Source organism: Marinobacter koreensis (assembly GCF_023156285.1).
GTDB lineage: Bacteria > Pseudomonadota > Gammaproteobacteria > Pseudomonadales > Oleiphilaceae > Marinobacter > Marinobacter koreensis.
In genome coordinates this window covers 728,614-751,092 of record NZ_JAKZAJ010000001.1, presented here as the reverse complement: position 1 = coordinate 751,092, position 22,479 = coordinate 728,614, and the positions used below count along the sequence as shown (strand labels likewise).

Annotated in this window: 23 protein-coding genes; 2 read left to right on the top strand and 21 right to left on the bottom strand. The window is 59.9% G+C overall.

Annotation, left to right across the window (positions count from 1 at the left end; genetic code table 11):
* Window positions 1-31 precede the first annotated feature (31 nt).
* Genes ccmE through ccmA form a run of 5 tightly spaced genes read right to left on the bottom strand, consistent with a single transcriptional unit; the run spans window position 32 to window position 2,879 of the window.
* Window positions 32-502, bottom strand: coding sequence for a cytochrome c maturation protein CcmE (gene ccmE / locus MLD04_RS03565; RefSeq protein ID WP_248154829.1), 471 nt, complete (start codon window positions 500-502; stop codon window positions 32-34).
* Window positions 503-516: 14 nt separating this feature from the next.
* The gene (ccmD, locus tag MLD04_RS03560) at window positions 517-750 is read right to left on the bottom strand and encodes a heme exporter protein CcmD (RefSeq protein WP_248154827.1); all 234 of its coding nucleotides are present in this window, start codon (window positions 748-750) and stop codon (window positions 517-519) included.
* 3 nt (window positions 751-753) lie between these two features.
* A complete protein-coding gene (locus MLD04_RS03555; protein WP_248154825.1) occupies window positions 754-1,497 on the bottom strand; it encodes a heme ABC transporter permease in 744 nt (247 codons plus the stop codon).
* A gap of 31 nt (window positions 1,498-1,528) precedes the next feature.
* Complete coding sequence (gene ccmB, locus MLD04_RS03550; RefSeq protein WP_248154823.1) at window positions 1,529-2,251, bottom strand: heme exporter protein CcmB; 723 nt, start codon at window positions 2,249-2,251, stop codon at window positions 1,529-1,531.
* Window positions 2,241-2,879, bottom strand: a complete 639-nt coding sequence (gene ccmA, locus MLD04_RS03545; protein ID WP_248154821.1) for a cytochrome c biogenesis heme-transporting ATPase CcmA — start codon at window positions 2,877-2,879, stop codon at window positions 2,241-2,243. Before ccmA ends, ccmB begins: the two co-directional genes overlap by 11 nt.
* Window positions 2,880-3,039: 160 nt before the next feature.
* Between ccmA and fliK the strand changes: the two genes are divergently transcribed.
* Together fliK and MLD04_RS03535 are read left to right on the top strand one after the other, a co-directional pair.
* Entirely contained in the window at window positions 3,040-4,371 is a 1,332-nt protein-coding gene (gene fliK / locus MLD04_RS03540; RefSeq protein WP_345799606.1) for a flagellar hook-length control protein FliK, read from the top strand.
* Window positions 4,368-4,694: an EscU/YscU/HrcU family type III secretion system export apparatus switch protein gene (locus MLD04_RS03535; RefSeq protein WP_248154817.1), complete on the top strand. Its 327-nt coding sequence runs from the start codon at window positions 4,368-4,370 to the stop codon at window positions 4,692-4,694. The genes fliK and MLD04_RS03535 overlap by 4 nt, the downstream gene beginning before the upstream one ends.
* Here the strand turns inward: MLD04_RS03535 and MLD04_RS03530 are convergent.
* The 16 genes from MLD04_RS03530 to flhA form a co-directional block, all read right to left on the bottom strand.
* The gene (locus tag MLD04_RS03530) at window positions 4,680-5,789 is read right to left on the bottom strand and encodes an ATP-binding protein (RefSeq protein ID WP_248154815.1); all 1,110 of its coding nucleotides are present in this window, start codon (window positions 5,787-5,789) and stop codon (window positions 4,680-4,682) included. The two genes, MLD04_RS03535 and MLD04_RS03530, sit on opposite strands and share 15 nt — an antisense overlap.
* Window positions 5,786-8,068, bottom strand: a complete 2,283-nt coding sequence (locus tag MLD04_RS03525; protein ID WP_248154813.1) for an ATPase, T2SS/T4P/T4SS family — start codon at window positions 8,066-8,068, stop codon at window positions 5,786-5,788. The genes MLD04_RS03530 and MLD04_RS03525 overlap by 4 nt, the downstream gene beginning before the upstream one ends.
* Before the next feature lie 26 nt (window positions 8,069-8,094).
* Window positions 8,095-8,487: a DUF2802 domain-containing protein gene (locus MLD04_RS03520; RefSeq protein WP_248154811.1), complete on the bottom strand. Its 393-nt coding sequence runs from the start codon at window positions 8,485-8,487 to the stop codon at window positions 8,095-8,097.
* 65 nt (window positions 8,488-8,552) lie between these two features.
* Window positions 8,553-9,041, bottom strand: coding sequence for a chemotaxis protein CheW (locus MLD04_RS03515; protein WP_008938792.1), 489 nt, complete (start codon window positions 9,039-9,041; stop codon window positions 8,553-8,555).
* 135 nt (window positions 9,042-9,176) lie between these two features.
* On the bottom strand, window positions 9,177-10,001 hold the full coding sequence (locus MLD04_RS03510; protein WP_248154809.1) for a chemotaxis protein CheW: 825 nt from the start codon (window positions 9,999-10,001) through the stop codon (window positions 9,177-9,179).
* Window positions 9,994-10,791, bottom strand: a complete 798-nt coding sequence (locus tag MLD04_RS03505; RefSeq protein ID WP_008938794.1) for a ParA family protein — start codon at window positions 10,789-10,791, stop codon at window positions 9,994-9,996. The genes MLD04_RS03510 and MLD04_RS03505 overlap by 8 nt, the downstream gene beginning before the upstream one ends.
* Window positions 10,792-10,978: 187 nt before the next feature.
* Entirely contained in the window at window positions 10,979-11,761 is a 783-nt protein-coding gene (gene motD / locus MLD04_RS03500) for a flagellar motor protein MotD (protein WP_248154806.1), read from the bottom strand.
* 15 nt (window positions 11,762-11,776) lie between these two features.
* Window positions 11,777-12,517, bottom strand: a complete 741-nt coding sequence (locus MLD04_RS03495; protein WP_248154804.1) for a flagellar motor protein — start codon at window positions 12,515-12,517, stop codon at window positions 11,777-11,779.
* Window positions 12,517-13,653, bottom strand: a complete 1,137-nt coding sequence (locus tag MLD04_RS03490) for a protein-glutamate methylesterase/protein-glutamine glutaminase (protein ID WP_248154802.1) — start codon at window positions 13,651-13,653, stop codon at window positions 12,517-12,519. Before MLD04_RS03490 ends, MLD04_RS03495 begins: the two co-directional genes overlap by 1 nt.
* Before the next feature lie 50 nt (window positions 13,654-13,703).
* Window positions 13,704-15,821 carry a chemotaxis protein CheA gene (locus MLD04_RS03485; RefSeq protein WP_248154800.1) on the bottom strand — a complete coding sequence of 706 codons (2,118 nt, stop codon included), beginning with the start codon at window positions 15,819-15,821 and terminating at the stop codon, window positions 13,704-13,706.
* Window positions 15,822-15,837: 16 nt separating this feature from the next.
* Entirely contained in the window at window positions 15,838-16,623 is a 786-nt protein-coding gene (locus MLD04_RS03480; RefSeq protein WP_248154798.1) for a protein phosphatase CheZ, read from the bottom strand.
* A 20-nt stretch (window positions 16,624-16,643) separates the two neighbouring features.
* Window positions 16,644-17,027, bottom strand: a complete 384-nt coding sequence (cheY, locus tag MLD04_RS03475) for a chemotaxis response regulator CheY (protein ID WP_008938800.1) — start codon at window positions 17,025-17,027, stop codon at window positions 16,644-16,646.
* Between the two features lie 162 nt (window positions 17,028-17,189).
* Entirely contained in the window at window positions 17,190-17,933 is a 744-nt protein-coding gene (locus MLD04_RS03470; protein ID WP_248154796.1) for an RNA polymerase sigma factor FliA, read from the bottom strand.
* A gap of 34 nt (window positions 17,934-17,967) precedes the next feature.
* A complete protein-coding gene (locus tag MLD04_RS03465) occupies window positions 17,968-18,780 on the bottom strand; it encodes a MinD/ParA family protein (protein ID WP_248154794.1) in 813 nt (270 codons plus the stop codon).
* Between the two features lie 103 nt (window positions 18,781-18,883).
* Window positions 18,884-20,170 carry a flagellar biosynthesis GTPase FlhF gene (gene flhF, locus MLD04_RS03460; protein ID WP_248154792.1) on the bottom strand — a complete coding sequence of 429 codons (1,287 nt, stop codon included), beginning with the start codon at window positions 20,168-20,170 and terminating at the stop codon, window positions 18,884-18,886.
* A 57-nt stretch (window positions 20,171-20,227) separates the two neighbouring features.
* Entirely contained in the window at window positions 20,228-22,411 is a 2,184-nt protein-coding gene (gene flhA, locus MLD04_RS03455) for a flagellar biosynthesis protein FlhA (RefSeq protein ID WP_248154790.1), read from the bottom strand.
* Between the last annotated feature and the right edge of the window lie 68 nt (window positions 22,412-22,479).

The following is a 22,479-nucleotide window of genomic DNA, read 5'->3' as shown; positions in this document are numbered from 1 at the left end:
ACGATCCCCTATTCATGCTTCGGGTGGTTAATCAATACGATGCGGACTGAGCAGCGCCATTGGCCACAGGCTGTCCATCAGCGGTTTTCTTCAGTGACTCCGCCACTTCCGGTGGCATGTAATTCTCGTCGTGTTTGGCCAGCACCTGGTCGGCAACAAAACTGCCACCAGCATCAAGTTTGCCCATGGCCACAACCCCCTGCCCTTCGGCAAACAGATCGGGAAGAATGCCTGTGTACTCGACTGGCACGGAGGACTGGAAATCGGTCACCCGGAACCGGACTTTCAGGGACTCCGGATCACGCACCACCGAGCCCTTCTCGACCATACCTCCGGCCCGGATCCGGACATCGTGTGGCGCCTCACCGGCGGCAATCTGGCTGGGATCATAGAAAAGATTGATGTTCTGGCGCAGGGCATAGGTCGTCAGCCCCACGGCGACACCAATTCCGGCCAGAAGGAAAAGTACGATGGTAAGCCGTTTTTTTCGGATCGGATGCATGCTGAACCTGCCTGTCAGTCTTGGGAAACTTCCACTCGGGTGAACGTGGCTGCCGGCCGGTCTGCCCGACCCGGCTCTTTGCCCTGGCACATGAAATTCCGCCGACAGGCGTCCAGCATGGCCCGGCGCCGGCGCAGGGACGAGATCATCAGCGCCGCCATCAGCACAAAGAATGCCCCGTAACTGCTCCAGACGTAGGGACCATGCCCACCCATTGTGAGAAACGCGGAAAAAGAATCAAAAGCCATGGATCAGTGCCTCCCCGCCATTACCAGATCTTTGACCCATCGGGTCTTCTGCTCCCGCGCAAGAATTTCTGTCTGCATCCGGATACACGCAAGCCAGCCAAAGATCAGATACATCCCCAGTACCGCCAGCAACAGCGGCACCCACATCTCGGCGGGCATTGAGGGCTTCTCGGTGAGCTTGAACGTGGCAGGCTGATGCAGGGTATTCCACCATTCCACCGAATATTTGATGATCGGGATGTTTACCACGCCGACCAGCACCAGAACCGCGACCGCACGGGCAGCGGATTTTTCATCGTTAATCGCCCGATCCAGGGCAATGACCCCGCCATAAAGGAACAGGAGAATCAGCATGGAGGTCAGGCGGGCATCCCAGATCCACCAGGTGCCCCAGGTGGGTTTGCCCCATACTGCGCCGGTAAACAGGGAAAGAAAAGTAATCACCAACCCCACCGGAGCGACAGCCTTGACAAAAACATCGGCCAGTTTCATTCGCCAGACCAGCGTCACAACTGCGGCAACCGCCATCATGATATAGGCCGACTGCGCCAGAAACGCGGTCGGAACGTGAATGAAGATAATGCGGTAGCTATCACCCTGCAGATAGTCCTTCGGCGCAAACGCAAGGCCCCAGACAATGCCCGCCATCAAAAGGGCTGTACCAATAACGAGCAGCCAGGGCATCAACCGGGTTGAAATCCCGTAGAACCATTTAGGTGATCCCAGCTTGTGAAAAAATTGCCACATCGATTGCTACCCGTAAATCCGACCGTTTTGATTAGCTGTTGGACAAACTTATTTTCAGGGCCGCCGCTGACGCGAACGGTGCCAGGGTCACCGCCAACACCAGAAATGCACCCATCAACGCCAGATACGCACCCACTGGCGCGCCCTCTGAGGCGGCTGCCACCGTCCCCGTTCCGAAAATCAGCACGGGAATGTACAGCGGAATGATCAGCAGGGACAATAACACTCCCGCCGACCGCAATCCCAGCGTCAGGGCCGCTCCGATCGAACCGATCAGGCTCAGCACCGGCGTGCCGATCAGCAGCGTTAGACACAGAACTGCGATGGAGTTCCCCGGCAACTGCACCATAACCCCTAAAACCGGTGTCAGCACTACCAGTGGCAACCCGGTCAATATCCAGTGCGCCACCGTCTTGGCCAGCACCAGCAGGAACAGCGGCTGGGGCTGGAGTACCAGCTGTTCCAGCGTTCCGTCGTCAAAATCGTGGCGGAACAGGTGATCCAGAGACAGCAACACAGACAATAGAGCCGCTACCCACAGGATACCGGCTCCGGCTTCGCGCAGAAATGACACTTCCGGACTAACCCCAAGGGGGAATAGGGTCACCACCATGACGCAGAAAAGCAGGGGGTTGAGCAGATCCTGCCTCTGACGGAACGCGACCCGCACATCCCTCAGGAAAACACTTTTCATGGCCTGCGCCACCCCGACACTGGCGGTCACCGGCCGTATGTCCGGCGCTTTAGCTGTCATCCCAGTCACCTTCGCCCAGGGAAATCCGTTGCATGGCCGGCAGATCCAGGTCGTGGTGAGTCGTGACCACCACCGCGCCTCCCTCTTCCGCACGCTGTTGCAGCAATGCCTCAATCGCCTCAACGCCCTGGACATCAATGGCAGTGAACACTTCGTCCAGTAACCAGAGAGGCTCATCTGCGATCAATAACCGCGCCAGGGCGACCCTGCGCTGCTGACCCGCGGACAGATTCCGGCTGGGTACGTGCTCGAAGCCGTCCAGGCCCGTCCCGGAAAGGGCGCGGAGCAACACCTCGTCGTCCATGGGATAGCGGCCGGCTGTCAGGGCCCGGAGATTTTCCAGGGGCGTCAGCAAGGGCTTGATGCCGGGGCGGTGCCCCAGGTACAGCATATTTCTTAGAAAGCTTTCGCGCCTCAGGCGCCGCGGCTCCCCGCACCAGAGCAACTCTCCGGTCCAGGCATCGTTCAGCCCGGCGAGAATCCTCAGGAGCGTGGTTTTACCAGAGCCATTCGGACCCTCGACACGCGTCACTGTACCGGGCAGTATTGAGAAAGAAAGGTTGCGGAACAGCGTCCGCTCATCCCGTTCACACTCAAGATTGATAGCCTGTAGTAACGGCTCGGACATCAGGGCCTCAGATCCAGGCGATGCTCGGTTTAGTGGCATCACATACATTCATGACTGACACGACGGGTGCAGACATCACTCACGGCAACCGGTGCCGGCGGCGCGTATTATAACGAAAGCGCCTCCGGAATACTCTTGCTCAGCATCAAAATTGGCCATTATGAAGCTTCCCGGCAACCTGCCCATTCAGCCCTCGGGCCAGCCCTCCGCCCAATCGGGCTCTTCCTTCGCCAGCCCGCTTCCGGCGGCGCGCCAATTGCTGGACCAGCTGCAACTGCGAAATAACGACACCGTGCTGGCACGGGTCGCGGAAGTGATACAGAAGAAGGGCGCACCGCCTGAGTTGCTGCTGGAGGTCCGCAACAAACCTCTGCTGGTGGAGGCCGCGCTTCGGGAAGTCAAAGTGGAGCCCGGTGACTGGCTTCGGGTCATGCGTGCCGGTAACGAACTGCGCCTGATGGGGAAATTGCCGGAAGCGCCCGAGGCAACCATTGCCCGTGCGCTAGCGCAAAGACTGCCGTGGCAGCAGTCACTGGGTCCCGGCCTTGCCACATTGGCAAAAGCACTGACCAGCGGTCTCCGACCGGATCCCGGCCCCGGACAGTTGCCCTCGATGGTGACAGCCCAGGCACTTCCCGAACCAGCCCGACAGGCATTGGAACAGGTGTTGGCGCGAATGCCCGACCCAACCAGCTTCAAGCCCGGATCGGGGCGCTCGGAACAGGCGCCGGCGACGATCCGCCAGTGGCTGGCGGACAGCGGCCTCTTTGCAGAAAGCCAACTGGCACGGGCATCGGAGACCCCGGCTGCAGACCTGAAACTTGCCCTGATGAAGGTGGTGTCGGCCCTTCTCGCCCAGCGCAGCCAGCCAATCAGTGAATTCAACCGGATTGTACCGCTGCAAAGCCCGGAACTCCTGCAGGCCCCCCTCCAGTTTCCTACGGCCCAGCCGGCGCCTGCGCCCGCCGCCGGGCAGTCAGGTGAAGCAGCCTCGGTCGGCCAGACACTCAAGATGTTGGCTGGCATGCTCAATCGAATTACCGTCAACCAGTTACACAGCCAGGTTTTGACCACCAGAGCGGGCGGCGAAACCGGCGCGCCGACATCGACCATGTTGCTGGAATTGCCCTGGCTCAATGCTCAACAGGAGCCAAGGGTGGCTCAACTGAGAATCGAACAGAACGATCGAGAAGGCAGCGAAGCCGACTCGGCCCGGAAACGGACGGTCAGTGAATGGCGACTGAACCTGGTGATCGACCTGGACGAGGCAGGCCCCCTGCATTTCGACGTGGCCATCAGCCAGACATCCGTCGGCGCGAAGGTTTGGGCTGAGCGACAATCCACGCTCAGGCAGGTGAACGAACAACTTCCGACGCTGAGAAAAAGCCTGAGTGATCTCGGGCTGGAGGTTACGGAGCTGGAGTCCCGCCTTGGAAAACCCCGGCAGACCGAGACACGTCTCGAACACAGACTGGTGGACACCCGCGCATGAATCAGACGGACGATCAACGAAACCCCGAAGGATCCCGCGCCGCCGTCGCCCTCAAGTACGACGGCGAACGAGCGCCAACCGTTACCGCAACCGGCACTTACGAGCTGGCCGACGAAATTATCCGGATCGCCCGGGAGCACAATGTGCCTCTGTACGAAAACCCGGAACTGGCAGCCATACTTGCGAGACTGTCGCTGAACGACGAAATACCGGAGACGCTGTACCGCGTCATCGCCGAGATTCTGGCCTTTGCCTTCCATATCCAGGGCCGGACACCGGACGATGCCGGCCAGGACAAGCCATCCCCCTCAGCGGATCAGTGATCGCATCGCCCACACCTGTTCCCAGTGTGTGCCGCGACGTCCGGAAACCGTGGTTTCGAAATAATGCCTGAGACGACGGCGATCCTCGGGCTGATCCTTCAGGGCTGACCCGATCACGTGATGCATCAGATGCTCCACCGTCAGCGCGCCGCCACCGTAATACCAGGCATTCAGACTGGCCGCGTGAGCTACCGCGACCGCTTCGGCTGTCGACAGGGCGGCTCCGGCCAGGCGGTCTGTACTCCGGCCGTCCAGGGTCTGGCCGTTACGGAGTTCGTGGAACATGGTGACCAGAACTTCGAGTGCCGCGTCATCCGGCTCGGCAGCCACACCGGCCGCTGCATTCGCTTTCCGGACTTCACTCAGAACCACATCCAGTTCGTCGGCCAGATGTGGAATCGGACGAATCTCCTCAAAATCCATCCGGCGCTTGAGCGCGGCGCTCATGGCGTGGACGCCCTCGTCAATGCTGTTGGACGTGGCGACCACGTTAAACCCTTCCCGGGACAGGACGACGCCCTCCTCACCCTCGAGTTCAGGAATGATCACCACCCGGTCGGACAGCACCGACAGCAGCGCATCCTGCAGTGCCTGGGGGCAACGAGCGACTTCCTCGAACCGAACGAGCCGGCCTTCCATCATGCCCCGAAGCAGCGGGCTGGGCACCAGAGCCTCACGGCATGGCCCTTTCTGTTTGAGTATGGCTTCGTTCCAGCTGTATAGCAGTTGCCCTACCTGGCTGATGGCGCCACCCTGCAGGGTCAGCGTGGACGAACCGGAGATCGCTGCTGCCAGGAGTTCAGAGAGCCAGGATTTTGCGGTTCCCGGTTCCCCGACCAGCAAACAGCCACGTGTGGTACATAGCGAGATGATAATCCGGATCACCATGGCCCGGTCGGCCACGAACTTCCGTTCAATGCCCTGTTCCGGATCCCCGAGCACGAAAGTTTCAACCGCACGGGGAGAGAGCAACCAGCCGGGAGGCACCGGCCCCGAGTCCGTCTCCGCCAGCCTTTTCAGCTCATCGGCATAGACTACTTCGGCGGGCTCCCGCTGGGCCGCCTTGGGTCCAAGAGTAGGATTTGAGTCTGTCATGGTTGACTCCTGCGGCCGCCCCGGATTTCCGGAGCCATTCGCTCCCGGGGCAGGATACGCGGTAATTCTGACAGGGGGATAATTCCCTCGATCACCTGGTCCAGGGCACTGTCACGCATGGTAATCAGGCCGGCGTCCAGGGCGCGCCAGCGCAACTCGCCTATGGGGGGCTGGCTGGAGATGGCGTTCCGGATATCGGCATTTACCTCAAGGTACTCGACGATCGCCACACGACCGACCGTTCCGCGACCGTTGCACTTGTCACAGCCTTCGCCCTCGAAACACTGGAAATTCGCCGGCGCCCCGTCCGGAAACAGCTCCGACAGGATCATCGGCTCCGGCTCTGCCGGCCGCCGGCAATGCGTGCAGATGCGTTTGGCCAAGCGCTGCGCAATAACCGCCAGCAGTTCGCCTGCGATGGAGTTGGGGTGAATCCCCAGATCATAGAGTCGCTGCAAGGAATCCACTGCATCGTTGGAGTGCAGCGTGGACAACACAACGTGCCCGGTCTGGGAAGCCCTTATCGCCTCCAGGGCCGTTTCCTGGTCCCGGATCTCGCCCACCAGGATGACGTCCGGATCCTCACGGACAAAGGCCCGCATGGCATCGGCAAAGCTGAAACCGATGTCGGCCCGAACCCGGGTCTGCTGAATGTTGTCGATCGAATATTCGATCGGGTCCTCGACGGTGATCACCTTTCTACGGCCATCATCCGCCAGGGTCTGGAGACCGGCATACAGGGTCGTGGATTTGCCCGACCCCGTTGGCCCCACCACCAACACCAGTCCCGCCGGGTTGTCCAGCAAACGCTGGTAACGGGCGCCAATCACTCTGGACATGCCCAGCTCCGAGATCGTCATTGCCCGGCCGGTCTGGGGAAGCAACCGGATAACCGCATGCTCTCCGTGAAGGGATGGTTGGGTCTGTACCCGCAGGTCAAAGCGATTGTCGCCCATCTTGAGCTGGGAACGACCACCCTGGGGCAATCGGTGTTCTGCAATATTCAGCTCGGCCCGAAGCTTGATCACATTGATAACGCCGCGCAGTTCGCGGGGCGTTAGCTGGTATTGCGGGAGGTCGTGTAATTCGCCGTCTACCCGAAGGCGAACCCGGACCCGCTCGTCGTATTGTTCGATATGGATATCACTGGCCTTCTCGCTCACGGCATCCAGCAGGATGGCCTCATAAACGGAGACCAGGTACGGGCTGACATGGTGATGGCCGGAAGCGTCTCCCAGAGGCTCGGAGCGGGACTGCGCTGGCTCCGGCTGTTCTCCGGTTGGCTGGGAATGATCGGCCACGAACTGACGCCCCTTGGCGGTCAGATCCAGGGACGACCAGATGCGCCGGAAATCCGTGGGCGTGACCAACAGGCATTGGATCGAAGACTGGGGTGTCAGTCGTTCAAGCTGATCGGTCCGGACATCGGGATCGTCGGTGATGACAGTGATCTGCCCGCCGCTCTCGCTGACCGGAACCATTCGTGACAAGTCCAGGAACGTCCGCGAAAAACGTCGGAACAGCGCCGGCTGCAATTGGGGCATCAGTTCCTCGGCATCGACGAACGTCATGCCACGTTGCTGTGCCAGCTTACGATACAGGTCAATCTCGTCGAGATTGAGCTTTCGACGAACCAGGTCGAGCACCCGGGTGTTGCTTTTTGCGGCCTCGGTCCGGGCCTCGGCGAGCATTTTCTCGTCGATGACCCCGAGATCGATCAGGATCTGTTCCGCATTGCGGTTGAAGTCCACCCAGCCCAGCGTCCTGACCCGGTTCAGTGCCTCACCCCGCTTTTCAAACATGGCCAGGCTGGGCACCGGCCCGGCCCGCCCCTCCAGACACAGCAGCGAGCCCCCCTCCCGGAGAAAAGGCGCCATAATCTCCGGCTTGGGTACGAATGTCGTACAGAGGATGAGATCACAGTTGTCATCAAGAGCGGGCAAGTCGGCGATGTCAGAGGCAATCACGTCCACGTTGTGCATGCCGAGCCGGAAAAAACGGGCCCGGGCTGCCTCCGCCACCACCGGATTACGCTCCACGTAGATGACCCGATGCGCCAATTCGGACAACACCGCGGCCAGGTAGCCGGAGCCGCCGCCCACGTGCATGACCGTCTGGTCCGGCTCGATTTCCGGCATCAGCGACAGCAGGTGTTGAACGATTTCTTCTCGGGGAATGGAGTGGCCGGTAATGGAAGGAGTGAGATCGGAACCGGCGACGAATTCATGACGGGAAACAGCAAGGAGGGCCGCCTGGGCCCTCGGGGAGATCTTCTTCATCCACAAACGTCCATTACGTCGAAGAGTCAGGCCACCTGTCGTTTCCTAAGAGCAGACACGAGTTCGGCCTCGGGACGGGATATACCGCATGTGTTCATAAGATCGTCGATATCGGCGCCAAGATCAACCAGGCGCGATGCTTCATCGTAGGAAATCCGGAGGGGATCGTTCTGGCGCATCTCGTCGATAACGGTGCGCAGTTCATGGAGCTGGCGTTCGCAGGTAACCACGCGCTGGCCCATGCCCATACTGCCACTGGCGGTGGCGTGCAATTCCTTGCCAAGGATATCGCAACGCTCCTTGACGGACCGCTGCAACCGCTCAACCTGACGACGATGAAGGATACCCTGGACAAACAGCAACACGAACGCCGCAGCCGCGAAGGTCCAGGGAAGGTAGGCAGAAATTTGGTCGAACATGACGGACGTCTCCCGTTTTGTCGAGGAGAGGGACATCCGTCGTTCGTCTGTATGGCTACCGGGCCTTACAGAGTGGCGATTTCAGCCCACTCGTCCTCTGACAGCATCTTGTCGAACTCAACCAGAATGATGAGTTCACCGTTCTTGTTGCAGACACCCTGGATGAACTTGGCGCTTTCCTCGTTCCCCACGTTGGGTGCCGTCTCGATTTCACTGGCTTTCAGGTACACCACCTCGGCCACGGAATCCACAAGGATGCCCATCACCTGGTTCGAAGACTCCATCACCACGATCCGCGTAGCATCGGTCACTTCGGCGTCAGCCAGACCGAAACGGCGACGGGTGTCGATCACCGTAACCACGTTACCCCGAAGGTTGATGATGCCCAGAACATAATCCGGGGCACCCGGCACCGGGGCAATCTCGGTGTAGCGCAACACTTCCTGAATCTGCATGACGTTGATGCCATAGGTTTCGTCATCCAGCTTGAAGGTTACGTACTGCAGTACCTGATCATCCTGGACCTGATTCTGTTGTCCGCTCGGGGATGCCATAACGCTCTTTCTCCTCGTTGGCTGCCCGACGGGCAACCTGATCGTCAAAAATCCATCATCAGTGCCCAATACTATCGTTAAGGGCACAAACCGTGCCACCCTGGCACGGTTTCAATCCGTAACCGTTGTGTACACTCAACTAAGATCCAGATGATGCTCCCTTTCGGCCCGGACCAGCAGGTTTGCCATGGTCCGGACATCAATAAGCGCGCACATCTGATCGATCACCGTACCCGCCAGCCAGGGGCGCTTGCTCCTGGCCGTCCGCCAGCGCACCTCATCCGGCTTGAGCGTGAAAGACTGGGCCACATCATCGCACGCCAGTCCCCAGTCACTATCGTCCAGACGGATCACGAAACGGTAGTTTTCCCGGGCGCCGGCAGGTACACGACCGGCCATAATCCATTCTGCCGTATCAACCACTCTCAGATTCTGGTCGGCGTCCGCCCGGATGCCCATGTACCACCGAGGACTACCGGGAATGGGGCGAATCTCCTCTTCGATCCGGTGGATCGCCCCCAACAGGACGAGTGGCACGGCAAGCTGAAGCCCGGCAACGGTAAAGATAAGGCATTCAAACGGGGATTCCGACCAATCGGGACGTGCCGGAGGCCCGGATTCCGGACCGGGCTGGGCTTTCAATTCCGCTTCTGTATTGGTCTTGGGAATCGACGGCGCCTCGGGAACCACGGTTTCCCGGACTGGAGCCCGGGCCGGTGTCGGTCTTTTGACATCGTGCGCGACGCGGCGGGCGCGCTCTCGCGGAGGTGCCTTGCTGACACTTTCCGCTTTGGTCCTGACGTCGGTCCTGGTCTGGATCTCTGGCTCGGTGGTTGCGGCTGCCGGGAGCTCAACCTCCTCCTTCGACGCCGCATCCGTTGCCGTGTGAAGCAGCTCATCGAGATAACTGGCGATGGCTGCTTCCGGATCCGCCAGCCTTGTCAATTTTTCGTCAGCCATGCTGACGCTCCTTCACCGCGCCGGCCCGGGCGAGGAGATCGTCCAGAAGGTGGGTGTAGGCCCGGACGCCGTGGGTTTCGGCATCCAGCGCCGACGGCACAATACCACCCTGACTGGCATCACGGAATTTGGTATCCACCGGGATCGCGAATCGCCAGAGTGTGTCCGGATAGGTTTTACGCAACAGGTTAAGACTCTTGACGGAAGCCTGCGTCCGGCGATCATAGAGCGTAGGTACGATGGTATAGGGAAGCTCGTTCTTCTGGGACCGCATGATCATCTGCAACGTGTGCAGCATGCGCTCCAACCCCTTGATCGCCAGGAATTCGGTTTGTACCGGAATGATCAGGTGCTGGGCCGCGGCCAGGGCATTCACCATAAGCACACCGAGCGACGGGGTATTATCGAGCAGCACATAATCGAAGTCATCCCAGAGCTGGGCAAGGGCCCGGGAGATAATCAGCCCCATGCCCTCGACGCCCACCATTCGCCGCTCAAGGGTTGCAAGGGCGGTGCTGGCAGGCAACAGGGACAACCCCGGGCACGATGTCTCGGTAACCAGCTGTGCCGGCAGGCCTTCAGGGACCTTGCCCTGGTGTTGAAAAAGGTCGAATACGCTGTGCTTGAGCGTGTCCGGATCGTAGCCAAACCAGCTGGTGAGAGACCCATGGGGATCCAGGTCCATCACCAACACCCTGTGGCCCCGCTCTGCCAGCAGCCCTCCCAGGGTGACGACGGATGTCGTTTTACCAACCCCGCCTTTTTGATTCGCTACTGCCCAGATTCGCACTATTGTGCCTCCAATACCTTTCTGCCACCGGAACGCCGGCGCTGTTTCGCGTTTATCGGCCGGAGTGATCTCAACTTGAGTTCCTCCTGACCTGACGGCCACGGCAAACCCTTGCCGCCTACCGACCCTGAACAGCTATTAATACAGAAATCATGCCATCAACCTATACGCATCCGCCGCAGAGGCATTAACGCATGGCACCGCGGATACTGGCATCCCTGGAAATCAACAAGACCACGCGCCGGTTTCGACGCCGCCCGGCATCGGTGTCGTTACGTGCAACTGGCTGATACTGGCCATAGCCGACGGCGGCCAACCGTTCCGGCTCGACGCCCTCACGGACCAGCATTCGGACAACCGCGGCGGCACGGGCGGCAGACAGTTCCCAGTTGGACGGAAATTTTGACGTGCTGATCGGCTGGTTATCGGTAAACCCCTCGACCCGAACCGCGTTGTCACGATCCCGGAGAACGCTGGCAATCTTTTCCACCACGTCAAAGGCATCGTAGTGAGGTTCCGCGTCACCACTGCCGAACAGCATGCTGTTGGGAAGGTTCAATTCCAGCCACTTGTCGCTGGTTTCGAGAGTAACCACACCCTGGTTGATCAGTTCGTCGAACTCCATGGTCAACTTATCCGCCATGGCACGCAGGGCCCTGGTCCGGGCCTGGAGATCCGCTTGCGGATTTTGCGGCGCTTCAGCGACCGGAGGGGGAATTACGTTGTCGGCTGGCGCGTTCACCGATCGCTGCGGACGTTCGCCCACCGTAATCGGATTCACGGAATGCTGGGGCGCATTGAAAACGCCATTCAGGGTTTCGGAGAGGACCTTGTACTTCCCCTCGTTGACCGAAGACACCGAGTACATGACCACGAAGAAAGCGAAAAGCAGCGTGATGAAATCCGCGTAGGAAATCAGCCAGCGCTCCTTGTTATGCAATTCGTCAGTGGATCGCCTGCGTCGCCGCATAGAGCCCGCCTGTTCCTACTGCAGGAATCCCCGCAGTCGCAACTCAATGGATTTGGGGTTTTCGCCTTCGGCAATGGCAATGATGCCGTCAATCATCATGTCCTCGTAACGGGTTCGCTCCCGCACGATGCCCCGAAGCTTGTTGGCAACCGGAAAAAACAGCAGGTTGGCAAGGGCCACCCCGTATATGGTGGCCACGAACGCGGTCGCGATGCCGCCGCCGAGGGTCTGGGGATCTTCCAGGTTGGTCATCACCTGAATCAGGCCCATGACCGCACCGATGATGCCGATGGTCGGAGAATATCCGCCCATGGCATCGAACACCTTGGCCGACTCGAGATCTCTCTGTTCACGGGACTCCAGGTCCACTTCCATGATGCCCCGGATGGTCTCTGTTTCAGCGCCATCAACCAGGAGCTGGAGCCCTTTACGGGCGAAAGGCTCAGGCTCCCGTTCTGCAAGGGCTTCCAGACCGAGCAAGCCTTGCTTGCGGGCCTTGACGCTCCAGTCGATTACCTTGCCAATCCCGTCCTCCATACTGACAAACGGCGGCAGGAACACCCAGCGGGACTGCGCAAACGCCCGCTTCAGCAGAGGCCAAGAGGTTTGCAGAATGGTGGCTGCCAGGGTACCGCCGATGACAATCAGAGCCGCCGGACCGTTGAACAGAGAGCCCAGTGCCCCGCCTTCCAGGAGATTGCCTCCCAGAATCGCCGCGAATGCCAGGATGATGCCAAGGAGGCTGAGGATATCCATCAGCACACACCTTCGACCAGACGCGCCCCGATTTCGTCCAGCGACAGGACTTCGTCCGACAGTCCCGCCTTGGCCACCGCCATGGGCATGCCATAGATAACGGAGGACTTTTCATCCTGAGACCAGATATCGGAACCGGTCTGCTTCATCATCCGACAGCCTTCCCGACCGTCCGCGCCCATACCCGTCAGAATGACACCCAGGGTCTTGCCGGGGAAGCTACGGGCAAGGGATCCGAAAGTCACGTCCACGCAGGGCTTGTAATTGAGACGTTCGTCACCGGGGAGGATGCGCACGCGGGGCTGACCGCCGCGGCTTTCAATCATCATCTGTTTGCCCCCGGGGGCCAGCAATGCCAGGCCGGGGCGAAGCACATCGCCATCCGCCGCCTGGCGGACCTCGATCTTGCACAGTCGGTTCAGCCGCTCGGCAAAGGCCGGGGTGAAGCTTGCCGGCATATGCTGCACCAGGACGATCGGAGCCGGAAACGAAGCCGGCAGGACCGTCAAGACTTTCTGGAGCGCAACCGGACCGCCGGTCGACGTGCCAATACCGACAACGCTGTAATGCTTTGCCGCGCGATGTACCGTTCTTCGGGGCGGTTCCGGCTCCCGGACAGGCCGCTCCACACGCTCACGAACCGGGGCTGCGGGCCGGTGTTCGGCACGGGGTCTCTCTGTCGGGCGCGGCGACTGCGGTTCGGCCGGTCTGGCGCGGGTCGCCGATGCGCCGCCAGGCCGACTCCTGGCAACATCAAGCACCCGGTCAATGAGGATTTTCTGGAGCTGGCTGGAGTCCCGGGCGATCTCCTCGAAGTTCTTGGGCAGAAAGTCGACGGCCCCCGCCTCCAGGGCGTCGAGCGTTACCCGTGCGCCTTCGTAGGTCAGGGAAGAGAACATCAGGACCGGCGTGGGGTGCCGGCGCATGATTTCACGGACCGCCGAGATGCCGTCCATCACCGGCATCTCGTAGTCCATGGTGATCACGTCGGGACGCAGGCGCTCCGCCATGTCGACGCCTTCGCGCCCGTTGGAAGCTGCGCCCACAACCCGGATCTGCCCGGAAGCGGACAGAATTTCCGTCAGACGTTTGCGGAAAAACCCTGAATCATCAACGACCAGGACCGAAACTGTCATCCATTTCTCCTACCCAATACGCCGGCCTTCCGGTCTCCGGACGTGAACAATCAACTGTAATTCTGCAAAAGGCTGGGAACGTCAATAATCAACGCGATGCGACCATCGCCGGTGATTGTCGCGCCCGCCATACCCGGTGTGCCCTGCAAAGCCCTGCCAAGGGGCTTGATGACCACTTCTTCCTGGCCAATCAACTGGTCCACCACGAACCCCACCTGCTTGGTGCCCATGGCGACGATGACCACGTGGGCATTCTCCGGTTCTTCCTGCCCGGCTTCGCCACGAACCAGCCAGCGTTTGATGTGGAACAGCGGGAACACCTTGTCCCGGACAACGATACACTCGCGCCCGTCGACAATGTTGGTCTTGGTGAGATCCAGGTGGAAGATTTCCACCACGTTCACCAGAGGCAACGCAAAGGACTGATCCCCCAGCATGATCATCAGGGTGGGCATGATGGCGAGCGTCAGCGGCACCTTGATCAGGATGCGCGTACCCTTGCCCAGCTCCGACACGATGTTGATCTGGCCGTTGAGCTGACCGATCTTGGTTTTCACCACATCCATGCCCACACCGCGACCGGACACATCGGAGATCTGGTCTTTGGTGGAAAAACCGGCGGCAAAGATAAGATTGAAGCACTCGTTGTCGGTCAGACGATCGGCGGCGTCCTGATCGTAAATCCCCTTTTCAACCGCCTTCTGGCGAAGTTTCTCGGGATCCATACCGGCACCGTCGTCCTCGATGGTCAGGAGGATATGGTCCCCTTCCTGCTCGGCCGACAGCGTGACCGTACCGGCCCTCGGCTTGCCGGCTTTCTCGCGGACGTCCGGTGACTCGATACCGTGGTCAACGGAGTTCCGGACCAGGTGAACCAGCGGATCCGACAGGGCTTCCACGAGGTTCTTGTCGAGGTCGGTCTCCTCACCGTGCATGACCAGGCTGACTTCTTTCTTGAGGCTTCTGGCCAGATCGCGCACCACGCGCGGGAAGCGACCAAAGACCTTCTTGATCGGCTGCATGCGGGTCTGCATAACCGCCGACTGCAAATCGGTGGTGACCACGTCGAGGTTGGCCACCGCCTTGTGCATCTGTTCGTCTTCACTGGCGTTACCCAGTCGCTGCAGGCGGTTACGGACCAGCACCAGTTCGCCCACCATGTTCATGATGTCATCAAGGCGTTTGGTGTCGACCCGGACGGTGGTCTCGCCCGCTGGCGCAGCCTCCCGGGGCGGCGTTGGCGGCTTCGCAGCGGCTTTCGGAGCAGCAGGCTCCCTGGCTGTCTCGGGCTCGGGGCGGGATGCGGATTCCGGTTTCGGTTCCGGTTGGGATTTGGCCGGTGATTGGCCGCCGGCCGCGCTGTCGGCTCCAGTAGGGGCGCCGCCCTTGCCATGCAGTTCGTCCAGCAGCTTCTCGAATTCGTCGTCGGTAATCAGATCGTCGCCGGCAGCAGAGCCGGCATTGTCACCCGCGCCTTCCGTGGAAGGCTTTTCAGGCGCGGCATCTGCGGGGGGCGCTCCGGAAAACTTGCCTTCCCCATGCAATTCATCCAGCAGCTTTTCAAATTCATCGTCGGTAATTTCATCATCACCGTCTTCTGCGCCAGCACTCTCTTCGGCGGCCGGGGCAGAAGGTGCAGACTGATCGCTCTGGTCACCACCATCAAGTGCATCAAGCAGTTGCTCAAACTCGTCGTCGGTGATGTCACCACCATCTGTTTCAGCAGACGTTGAAGCAGGCTCGGACGCCGGGGGTTCGGCACTGACGCTAGCCGCTCCCTCGGGCTGTGCCAGGGCATCAAGGGCCGCGATCAGCTCATCGGGAGCCGGCGTAGGCTCTTCGTGGTTGCGAACTTCCTCGAACATGGCGTTAACGTTGTCCAGGGCCTCCAGAACAACGTCCATCAGCTCGGCATCAACCTTGCGTTTGTGGTTACGCAGGATATCGAACACGTTTTCCGCGGAGTGGCAGCAATTGACCAGGGCGTCGAGCTGGAGGAAACCGGCACCGCCCTTTACGGTGTGAAAGCCACGGAAAATGGCGTTGAGCAGATCGCTGTCATCGGGATGCTGTTCGAGATCGACCAACTGCTCCGACAATTTTTCGAGAATCTCTCCGGCTTCGACCAGAAAGTCCTGGAGAATCTCTTCATCAGCATCGAACGCCATGTACTACCCTCTTTCGTCAAAAACCGAGACTGGACAACAAATCGTCCACGTCGTCCTGTCCGGAAACCACGTCATCACGCTCTTCGGCGTTCATCTGCGGCCCAACACCCTCTTCGGCCGAAACCTGTTTGTCCTCGATCTGATGGACCGTACCGGTGAGCTGATCGACGTGGCTCGCCATGACCACCAGGCTCAGAAGATGCTCCTCAACCTCCTTGACCAGGTTGGTCACCTTCTGGATAACCTGACCGGTCAGATCCTGGAAGTCCTGCGCCAGCAGAATTTCCGAGAGGTTGCTGTAGATAGTATCGGCCTCGGTGGAAAGACTTGAGAAAAACCGGTCAATCCGCCCGTACAGCTCGCGGAATTCCGCAGGCGCCATTTCCCGACGCCGCAACCTCGCCCACTCGGCACTGAGCGCCCGCGCCTCATCCCGGATGGCGTGGGCCATCGGCATGGACACTTCAACCAGATCCATCGTGCGGTTGGCCGCCTGGCCCGTCATCTGCACGACGTATTCGAGCCGGTCCGAGGCATCCGACATTTTGGAGAGCGCTTCTTTCTGCTCTGCGTTGCGGGGATCGATCTGGAAGTTCCGGATGGCCTCGTGCAGGCTCCGGGTAAGACGACCGACTTCCCGGTACAGACTCTGATCCCTCGTGTCACTCAGTTCATTGATCAGGGTCATCGCCCGGGCATAATCTCCGGCCTGAACACTCTCGGCGAGTTCCGCCGACTGGCTTTCGAGCTTCGCCGCGACTTCCGGATCGAGGCTCTGATGGTTCTTGTTGCTATCGCTCATGAGAGCCATCCGACCTCTGGTTACTGGATTCGTTCGAAGATCTTTTCAATCTTCTCCTTGAGAACGGCGGCGGTGAACGGCTTGACCACGTATCCATTCACACCGGCCTGGGCGGCGGCTACGATCTGGTCACGCTTGGCTTCTGCCGTGACCATGAGCACCGGCAGATTTTTCAGGTTCTCATCTGCACGAACCGCTTTGAGAAGATCGAAACCGGACATACCTGGCATGTTCCAGTCGGTGACCAGAAAATCGTATTTCCCGCTTTTCAACATCGGCAGCGCGGAATTGCCATCGTCCGCTTCATCCGTGTTGGTGAAACCGAGATCGCGCAACAGGTTCTTGATGATGCGTCTCATCGTAGAAAAGTCGTCCACGATGAGGATTTTCATGTTCTTGTCCAATGGGACCTCCAGTTAGTCACTCCCGGCATTCATTTGAGCATAGTGCCCAACCCCCGGCACCACTTGAATCAATCGCTTATTGTCGGGCGTTTACGCCGGTTGTAAAGCGCTGTTTACCAAAAAGCTACAGACCGGAAAGCACTTGCAACACAGAGCGCTGTTTCAGACGCCCGATTCATCCCGCCAGTCTGTCAGCCTGCCCCGCAGGCGCAATGCCGCCTGACTGTGTATCTGGCTGACGCGGCTTTCGCTGACCCCGATCACCGCACCAATTTCCTTGAGGTTCAGTTCTTCCTGGTAATACAGGCTGAGAACCAATTTCTCGCGCTCGGGCAACTCCTCGATCGCCTGCGCCAGGCTCCGGCGAAATGCGTCCGAAGACAGCCCCTCAAAGGGATTATCACTGGTTTCTGAATGTTCTATCGGCAGCTCGCCGGATTCATTGAGCTCATCAAGGCTAAAAAGTCGTCCGCCGTTCGAGTCACTGAGCGACGCATGGTATTCGGCAAGGTCCATGCCCAGCTCTTCAGCGACCTCGCTGTCCTGGGCCTCCCGGCCCAGCCGGTCCTCCACGACCTTGATGGCCTGGGAGATGCGCCGGGCATTGCGGTGGACAGATCGGGGAACCCAGTCGCCTTTGCGAATCTCATCCACCATCGCACCACGGATGCGGATGCCCGCATAGGTTTCGAACGTCGCACCGCCAGTGGAACTGTATCGCTGTGCCGCTTCCAGCAAACCAATCATGCCGGCCTGCATGAGATCTTCCAGTTGAACCGAAGCAGGAAGACGGGCCATCAGGTGGAGGGCGATTTTCTTGACCAGCGGAGCATGCTCCTCAACCAGCCCGGAGGGTGTCGAGGCAACAGCTTGATGGTACATTCCCAGACGTTTCGCCAATGTCATCTATCCGGTGTTTTTATCGTTGACAGGATCCGATTCAGACTTCGACGAGCCGCTCCACAAAAAATTCCAGATGCCCCCGGGGAGAAGAAGGTAATGGCCAGTTATCGACCTTTTCGGCCAGCGCCTTGATGGCGAGGGATGCCTTGGCCCGGGGATAGGCATCAAGAACGGCACGCTGTCTTTGCACTGCTTTCCTGACTGCTTCGTCGTACGGCACCATACCCACATATTGTAGTGCCACATCAAGGAACCGCTCAGTGACCCGGGTCAGTTTCTCGAACAGGTGACGGCCTTCCTGATCGTTGCGAACCTGATTGGCCAGGATCCGGAAGCGGTTGACGCCGTAGTCCCGATTCATCAGTTTGATCAACGCATAGGCATCGGTGATCGAGGTCGGCTCGTCACAGACAACCAGCAACAGCTCCTGGGACGCACGAAGAAAGCTGACCACCGATTCGGATATACCCGCTGCGGTATCCACGATCAGCACATCGATCTGATCGCCCAGTTCGCTGAACGCGTTGATCAGGCCGGCATGCTCCATCGCCGTAAGCTGGGTCATCCGCTGGGTACCCGAGGACGCGGGAACGATCTTGATGCCCCCGGGGCCATTGACCAGCACGTCCCGAAGATCACACTCCCCCGCCAGAACATCCTGCAGGTTCCGGTTGGCCGTTATTCCGAGCAGGACGTCGATGTTGGCAAGGCCCAGATCCGCATCCAGCAGGACCACCCGCCGGCCTTTCTGCGCCAGTGCGATCCCGAGGTTGACCGAGACGTTACTCTTTCCCACCCCGCCTTTTCCGCCGGAAACTGCAATCACCTGAACCGGATGTGCTTTGCTCATACTGTCTATTGTCTCTTGCCACGTTTCAACGAACGCTCATTGTTCTGTTAACCGCACTTGATGCCCGCAGGATAAACCGTCATCCGGCACGGCGGAACCCCGGTCAGGCCCCCTCGGCAACGGCCTGCTGTCGCTGCAGCATCTTGAGCCGTTCAACGGCCAATCTCACCAGTGGGACGGCCTCTGCGTGATGGAGGTCTTCGGGAATCCTCTGGCCATCTGTGTACCAGGCCACCGGAAGTCCCGTTTCCATCACAAACCCGAGGGACTCACCCAGGGTCAGGGCTTCATCGATCTTGGTCATGACGCAGCCCGCGAGTTCTGCCATCTTATAGCAATGCCAGACGGATTTCATGATACGGGGCTGGCTGGTGGCCGAAACCACAAGGTGGGTCCGGACGTTGTGATGACTCCGGGCGAGTTCGGCCAGCTGTTCCTGGTAACCCCGATCACTGCTGGTCAGGCCGGCGGTATCGATCAGGACCAGGTGGCGGTCGGACAATTCGTCGAGAATATCATCCAGGGAATGGCTCTCATCGACCACCCGAACCGGCACATTGAGGATGCGACCGAAGACAAACAGCTGCTCGTGCGCGGCCACGCGGAAGCGATCGGTTGTCACCAGCGCCAGGGAATCGGCGCCGTGGCGAAGCACATAGCGAGCCGCCAGCTTACCGATTGTCGTGGTCTTGCCGGAACCGGTCGGGCCAACCAGCGCATAGACGCCGCCTTCATCCAGCCAGTCCTGGCGGGAGGTCCGAACCCCGGTCGCCAGCATTTTCAGCGACTGTTTCCAGCCATCCTCAAGCTTTCCACCCCGGTGACGCCGGGACAGTGACCCGGCCAGATCCGCGCCAAGACCGAATTCCTGCAACCGTTCCGCCAGCCTCTGCTGAACCGCATTGCCTGGCGATTTTTCGACAGCAGGTTGCTGACCGCGAACCATGTCCCGGAGGGAACTGATTTCGGCACGCATCTGGGCCAACTCGTCGGAATACCCCGTTTGGGCGGGAGCGGCTTCGGCGGGCTGGAAAGCCTCGGACGCTGCTTCCTGCAATTCGGCAAAGGATGCGCTCTCGTACCCCTGACCCTGTGCGGCCCGCTTCTCGCGGACTTCACGGATTCGGTCCCGGGACCGGTTCAGCTCTTCCTCAAGCCGGCGATGCTGCTCAGCCTGGAGCTCCGCCAGACGGGAACCATTGCTTGCCTCCGCAGCTTTTTCACCAAGCCGCTGACGCGCCATATTTTCGTCGTAGTCCAGCGCCGTCACTATTTCGACGCCGCCATCGACCCGGCGATTGGAGAGAATCACGGCATCCGGCCCCATTTCGTGGCTGACCTGCTTCAGCGCTTCTGCCATTGTCTGAGCGAAAAACCGTTTTACCTTCATTATGCTTCCTCCAGCGACATCGCGTTCATGACGCTTGCCGACTCACACCCGCCAGGCTCACTGCCCCACGGATGCCACGATGGTGACCTGTTTGTTATCCGGTATTTCCTGGTACGACAACACGTGCAATCGTTCCACTCCGTAGCTGGCGAACCTCGCCAGAACCGGGCGAAGGGGCCCGGACACCAGAAGAATGGCGGGCTTGCCGAGCATCTCCTGTCGCTGCACGCTGTCCTGCAGGGAGCGCTGGAGCTTTTCAACCATGTTCGGCTCCAGCACCAACCCTATGTCATCCTGACCGCCGGATTGTTGACTCTGTTGAACAGACTTAAGCAACAACTGTTCCAGGTCCGGGTCCAGCGTAATCACGGGAATCTCGGACTCGTTGCCACAGATGCTCTGGACAATCATCCGGCGCAGGGCCTGACGCGCCACGGTAGTCAGTATCTTGGGATCCTGACTGCGCGGATGAACGTTCACGATTGCCTCCGCAATCGAACGCATATCCCGGATCGGAACTTCTTCCTTGAGCAGGTTCTGCAGGACTTTCAGAAGCAGACTGATCGAAATGGTGGTCGGCACCAACTCTTCCGCGAGCTTGGGTGAAATCTTTTCCAGCTGATCCAGCCACTTCTGGGCCTCTTCGTGCCCGATCAGTTCGTGGGCGTGCTTCTGAAGAATCTGGTTCAGGTGGGTGGCGACCACGGTACTGGCATCCACTACCGTGTATCCGAGGGTCTGGGCCTGATCCTTCTTGTCCGGCTCAATCCAGGACGCATCGAGCCCGAAAGCCGGGTCCTTGCCTTCAATGCCGTCGATCTTCCCGAACACCTGGCCCGGATCAATGGCCAGCTCACGATCGGGGTGAATTTCAGCTTCGGCAATGGTCACGCCCATGAGCGTGACCCGATACACATTGGGCATGAGGTCCAGGTTGTCGCGAATGTGAACGGACGGCATCAGGAAGCCGAGATCCTGAGACAGCTTTTTCCGGACGCCCTTGATCCGGCTCAGCAGTTGACCGCCCTGGGATTTATCCACGAGCGGAATGAGCCGGTAACCGACCTCCAGACCCACAATATCGACGGTGGCGACGTCATCCCAACCCAACTCCCGGTTCTCACCGGCCGGAGCCGGAAGCTGTGCATTCTCACCGCCGCCACTGTCGCTACCCGGCGGCAGATCACGGCCAGAGGGCGCCTGCCCTGACAATCCCGGTCCCCGCGACGGGAAACCGCCGCCCTCTTCCACGGTCTGCCGATCCTGCTTCCAGATATACCAGGCGGCACCGCCTGCAATGGCACCCAGACCAAGGAACGCCAGGTGCGGCATGCCGGGAATCAGCCCCAGCAGAATCAGGATGCCGGCGGCAATCGCCAGTGCCTTGGGCGCACTGAACATCTGCTGGATAATCTGACCGCCCAGCTCCTGACTGGAGGTTACCCGCGTGACCATGATGGCAGCGGAGGTGGACAGCAGCAGGGAGGGAATCTGGGCCACCAGGCCGTCACCGATGGTGAGCAGTGCATAGCGCTGCATGGCCAGTCCGAAGGTGAGGTCGTGCTGCATCATCCCGATGGCAACGCCACCGACGATGTTGATCGCGAGGATCAGCAAACCGGCAACGGCGTCGCCCTTGACGAACTTGGAGGCACCGTCCATGGAGCCGTAGAAGTCGGCTTCCTGGGCCACTTCCGACCGGCGATGCTTGGCTTCGTCCTGGTTAATCAGCCCCGCATTCAGATCCGCGTCAATGGCCATCTGCTTGCCGGGCATGGCATCGAGGGTAAAGCGGGCGCTCACCTCCGAGACCCGGCCGGCACCCTTGGTAACCACCATGAAGTTGATGATCATGAGAATGGCGAACACCACCAGCCCCACGGCATAGTTGCCGCCGATCAGCACCTCACCGAAAGACTGGATCACCTTACCCGCAGCATCCCCGCCCTGATGCCCTTCCAGAAGCACAATACGTGTGGATGCAACGTTCAGCGCCAGTCGAAGCAGCGTCGCGACCAGAAGCACGGTCGGGAACGAGGCGAACTCCATAGGCCGCAAGGCGTAAACACACACCAGCAGAATCACGATGGACAGCGTAATGTTGAACGTGAAAAAGACGTCCAGGAGGAACGCCGGCATGGGCAGAATCATCATGCCCAGAAGTCCCATCAACATGATGGGAATGCCGAGGTTGCCTCGCGTCAGGGATTTGACGTTGTGAAGGACTAACGCTCTGTCCATTCGGGAAACTTCTCCGGTTTGCCGTGCCCCATGGGCCACGACGTGGTCGAAAATCTGACGCCGGTGCG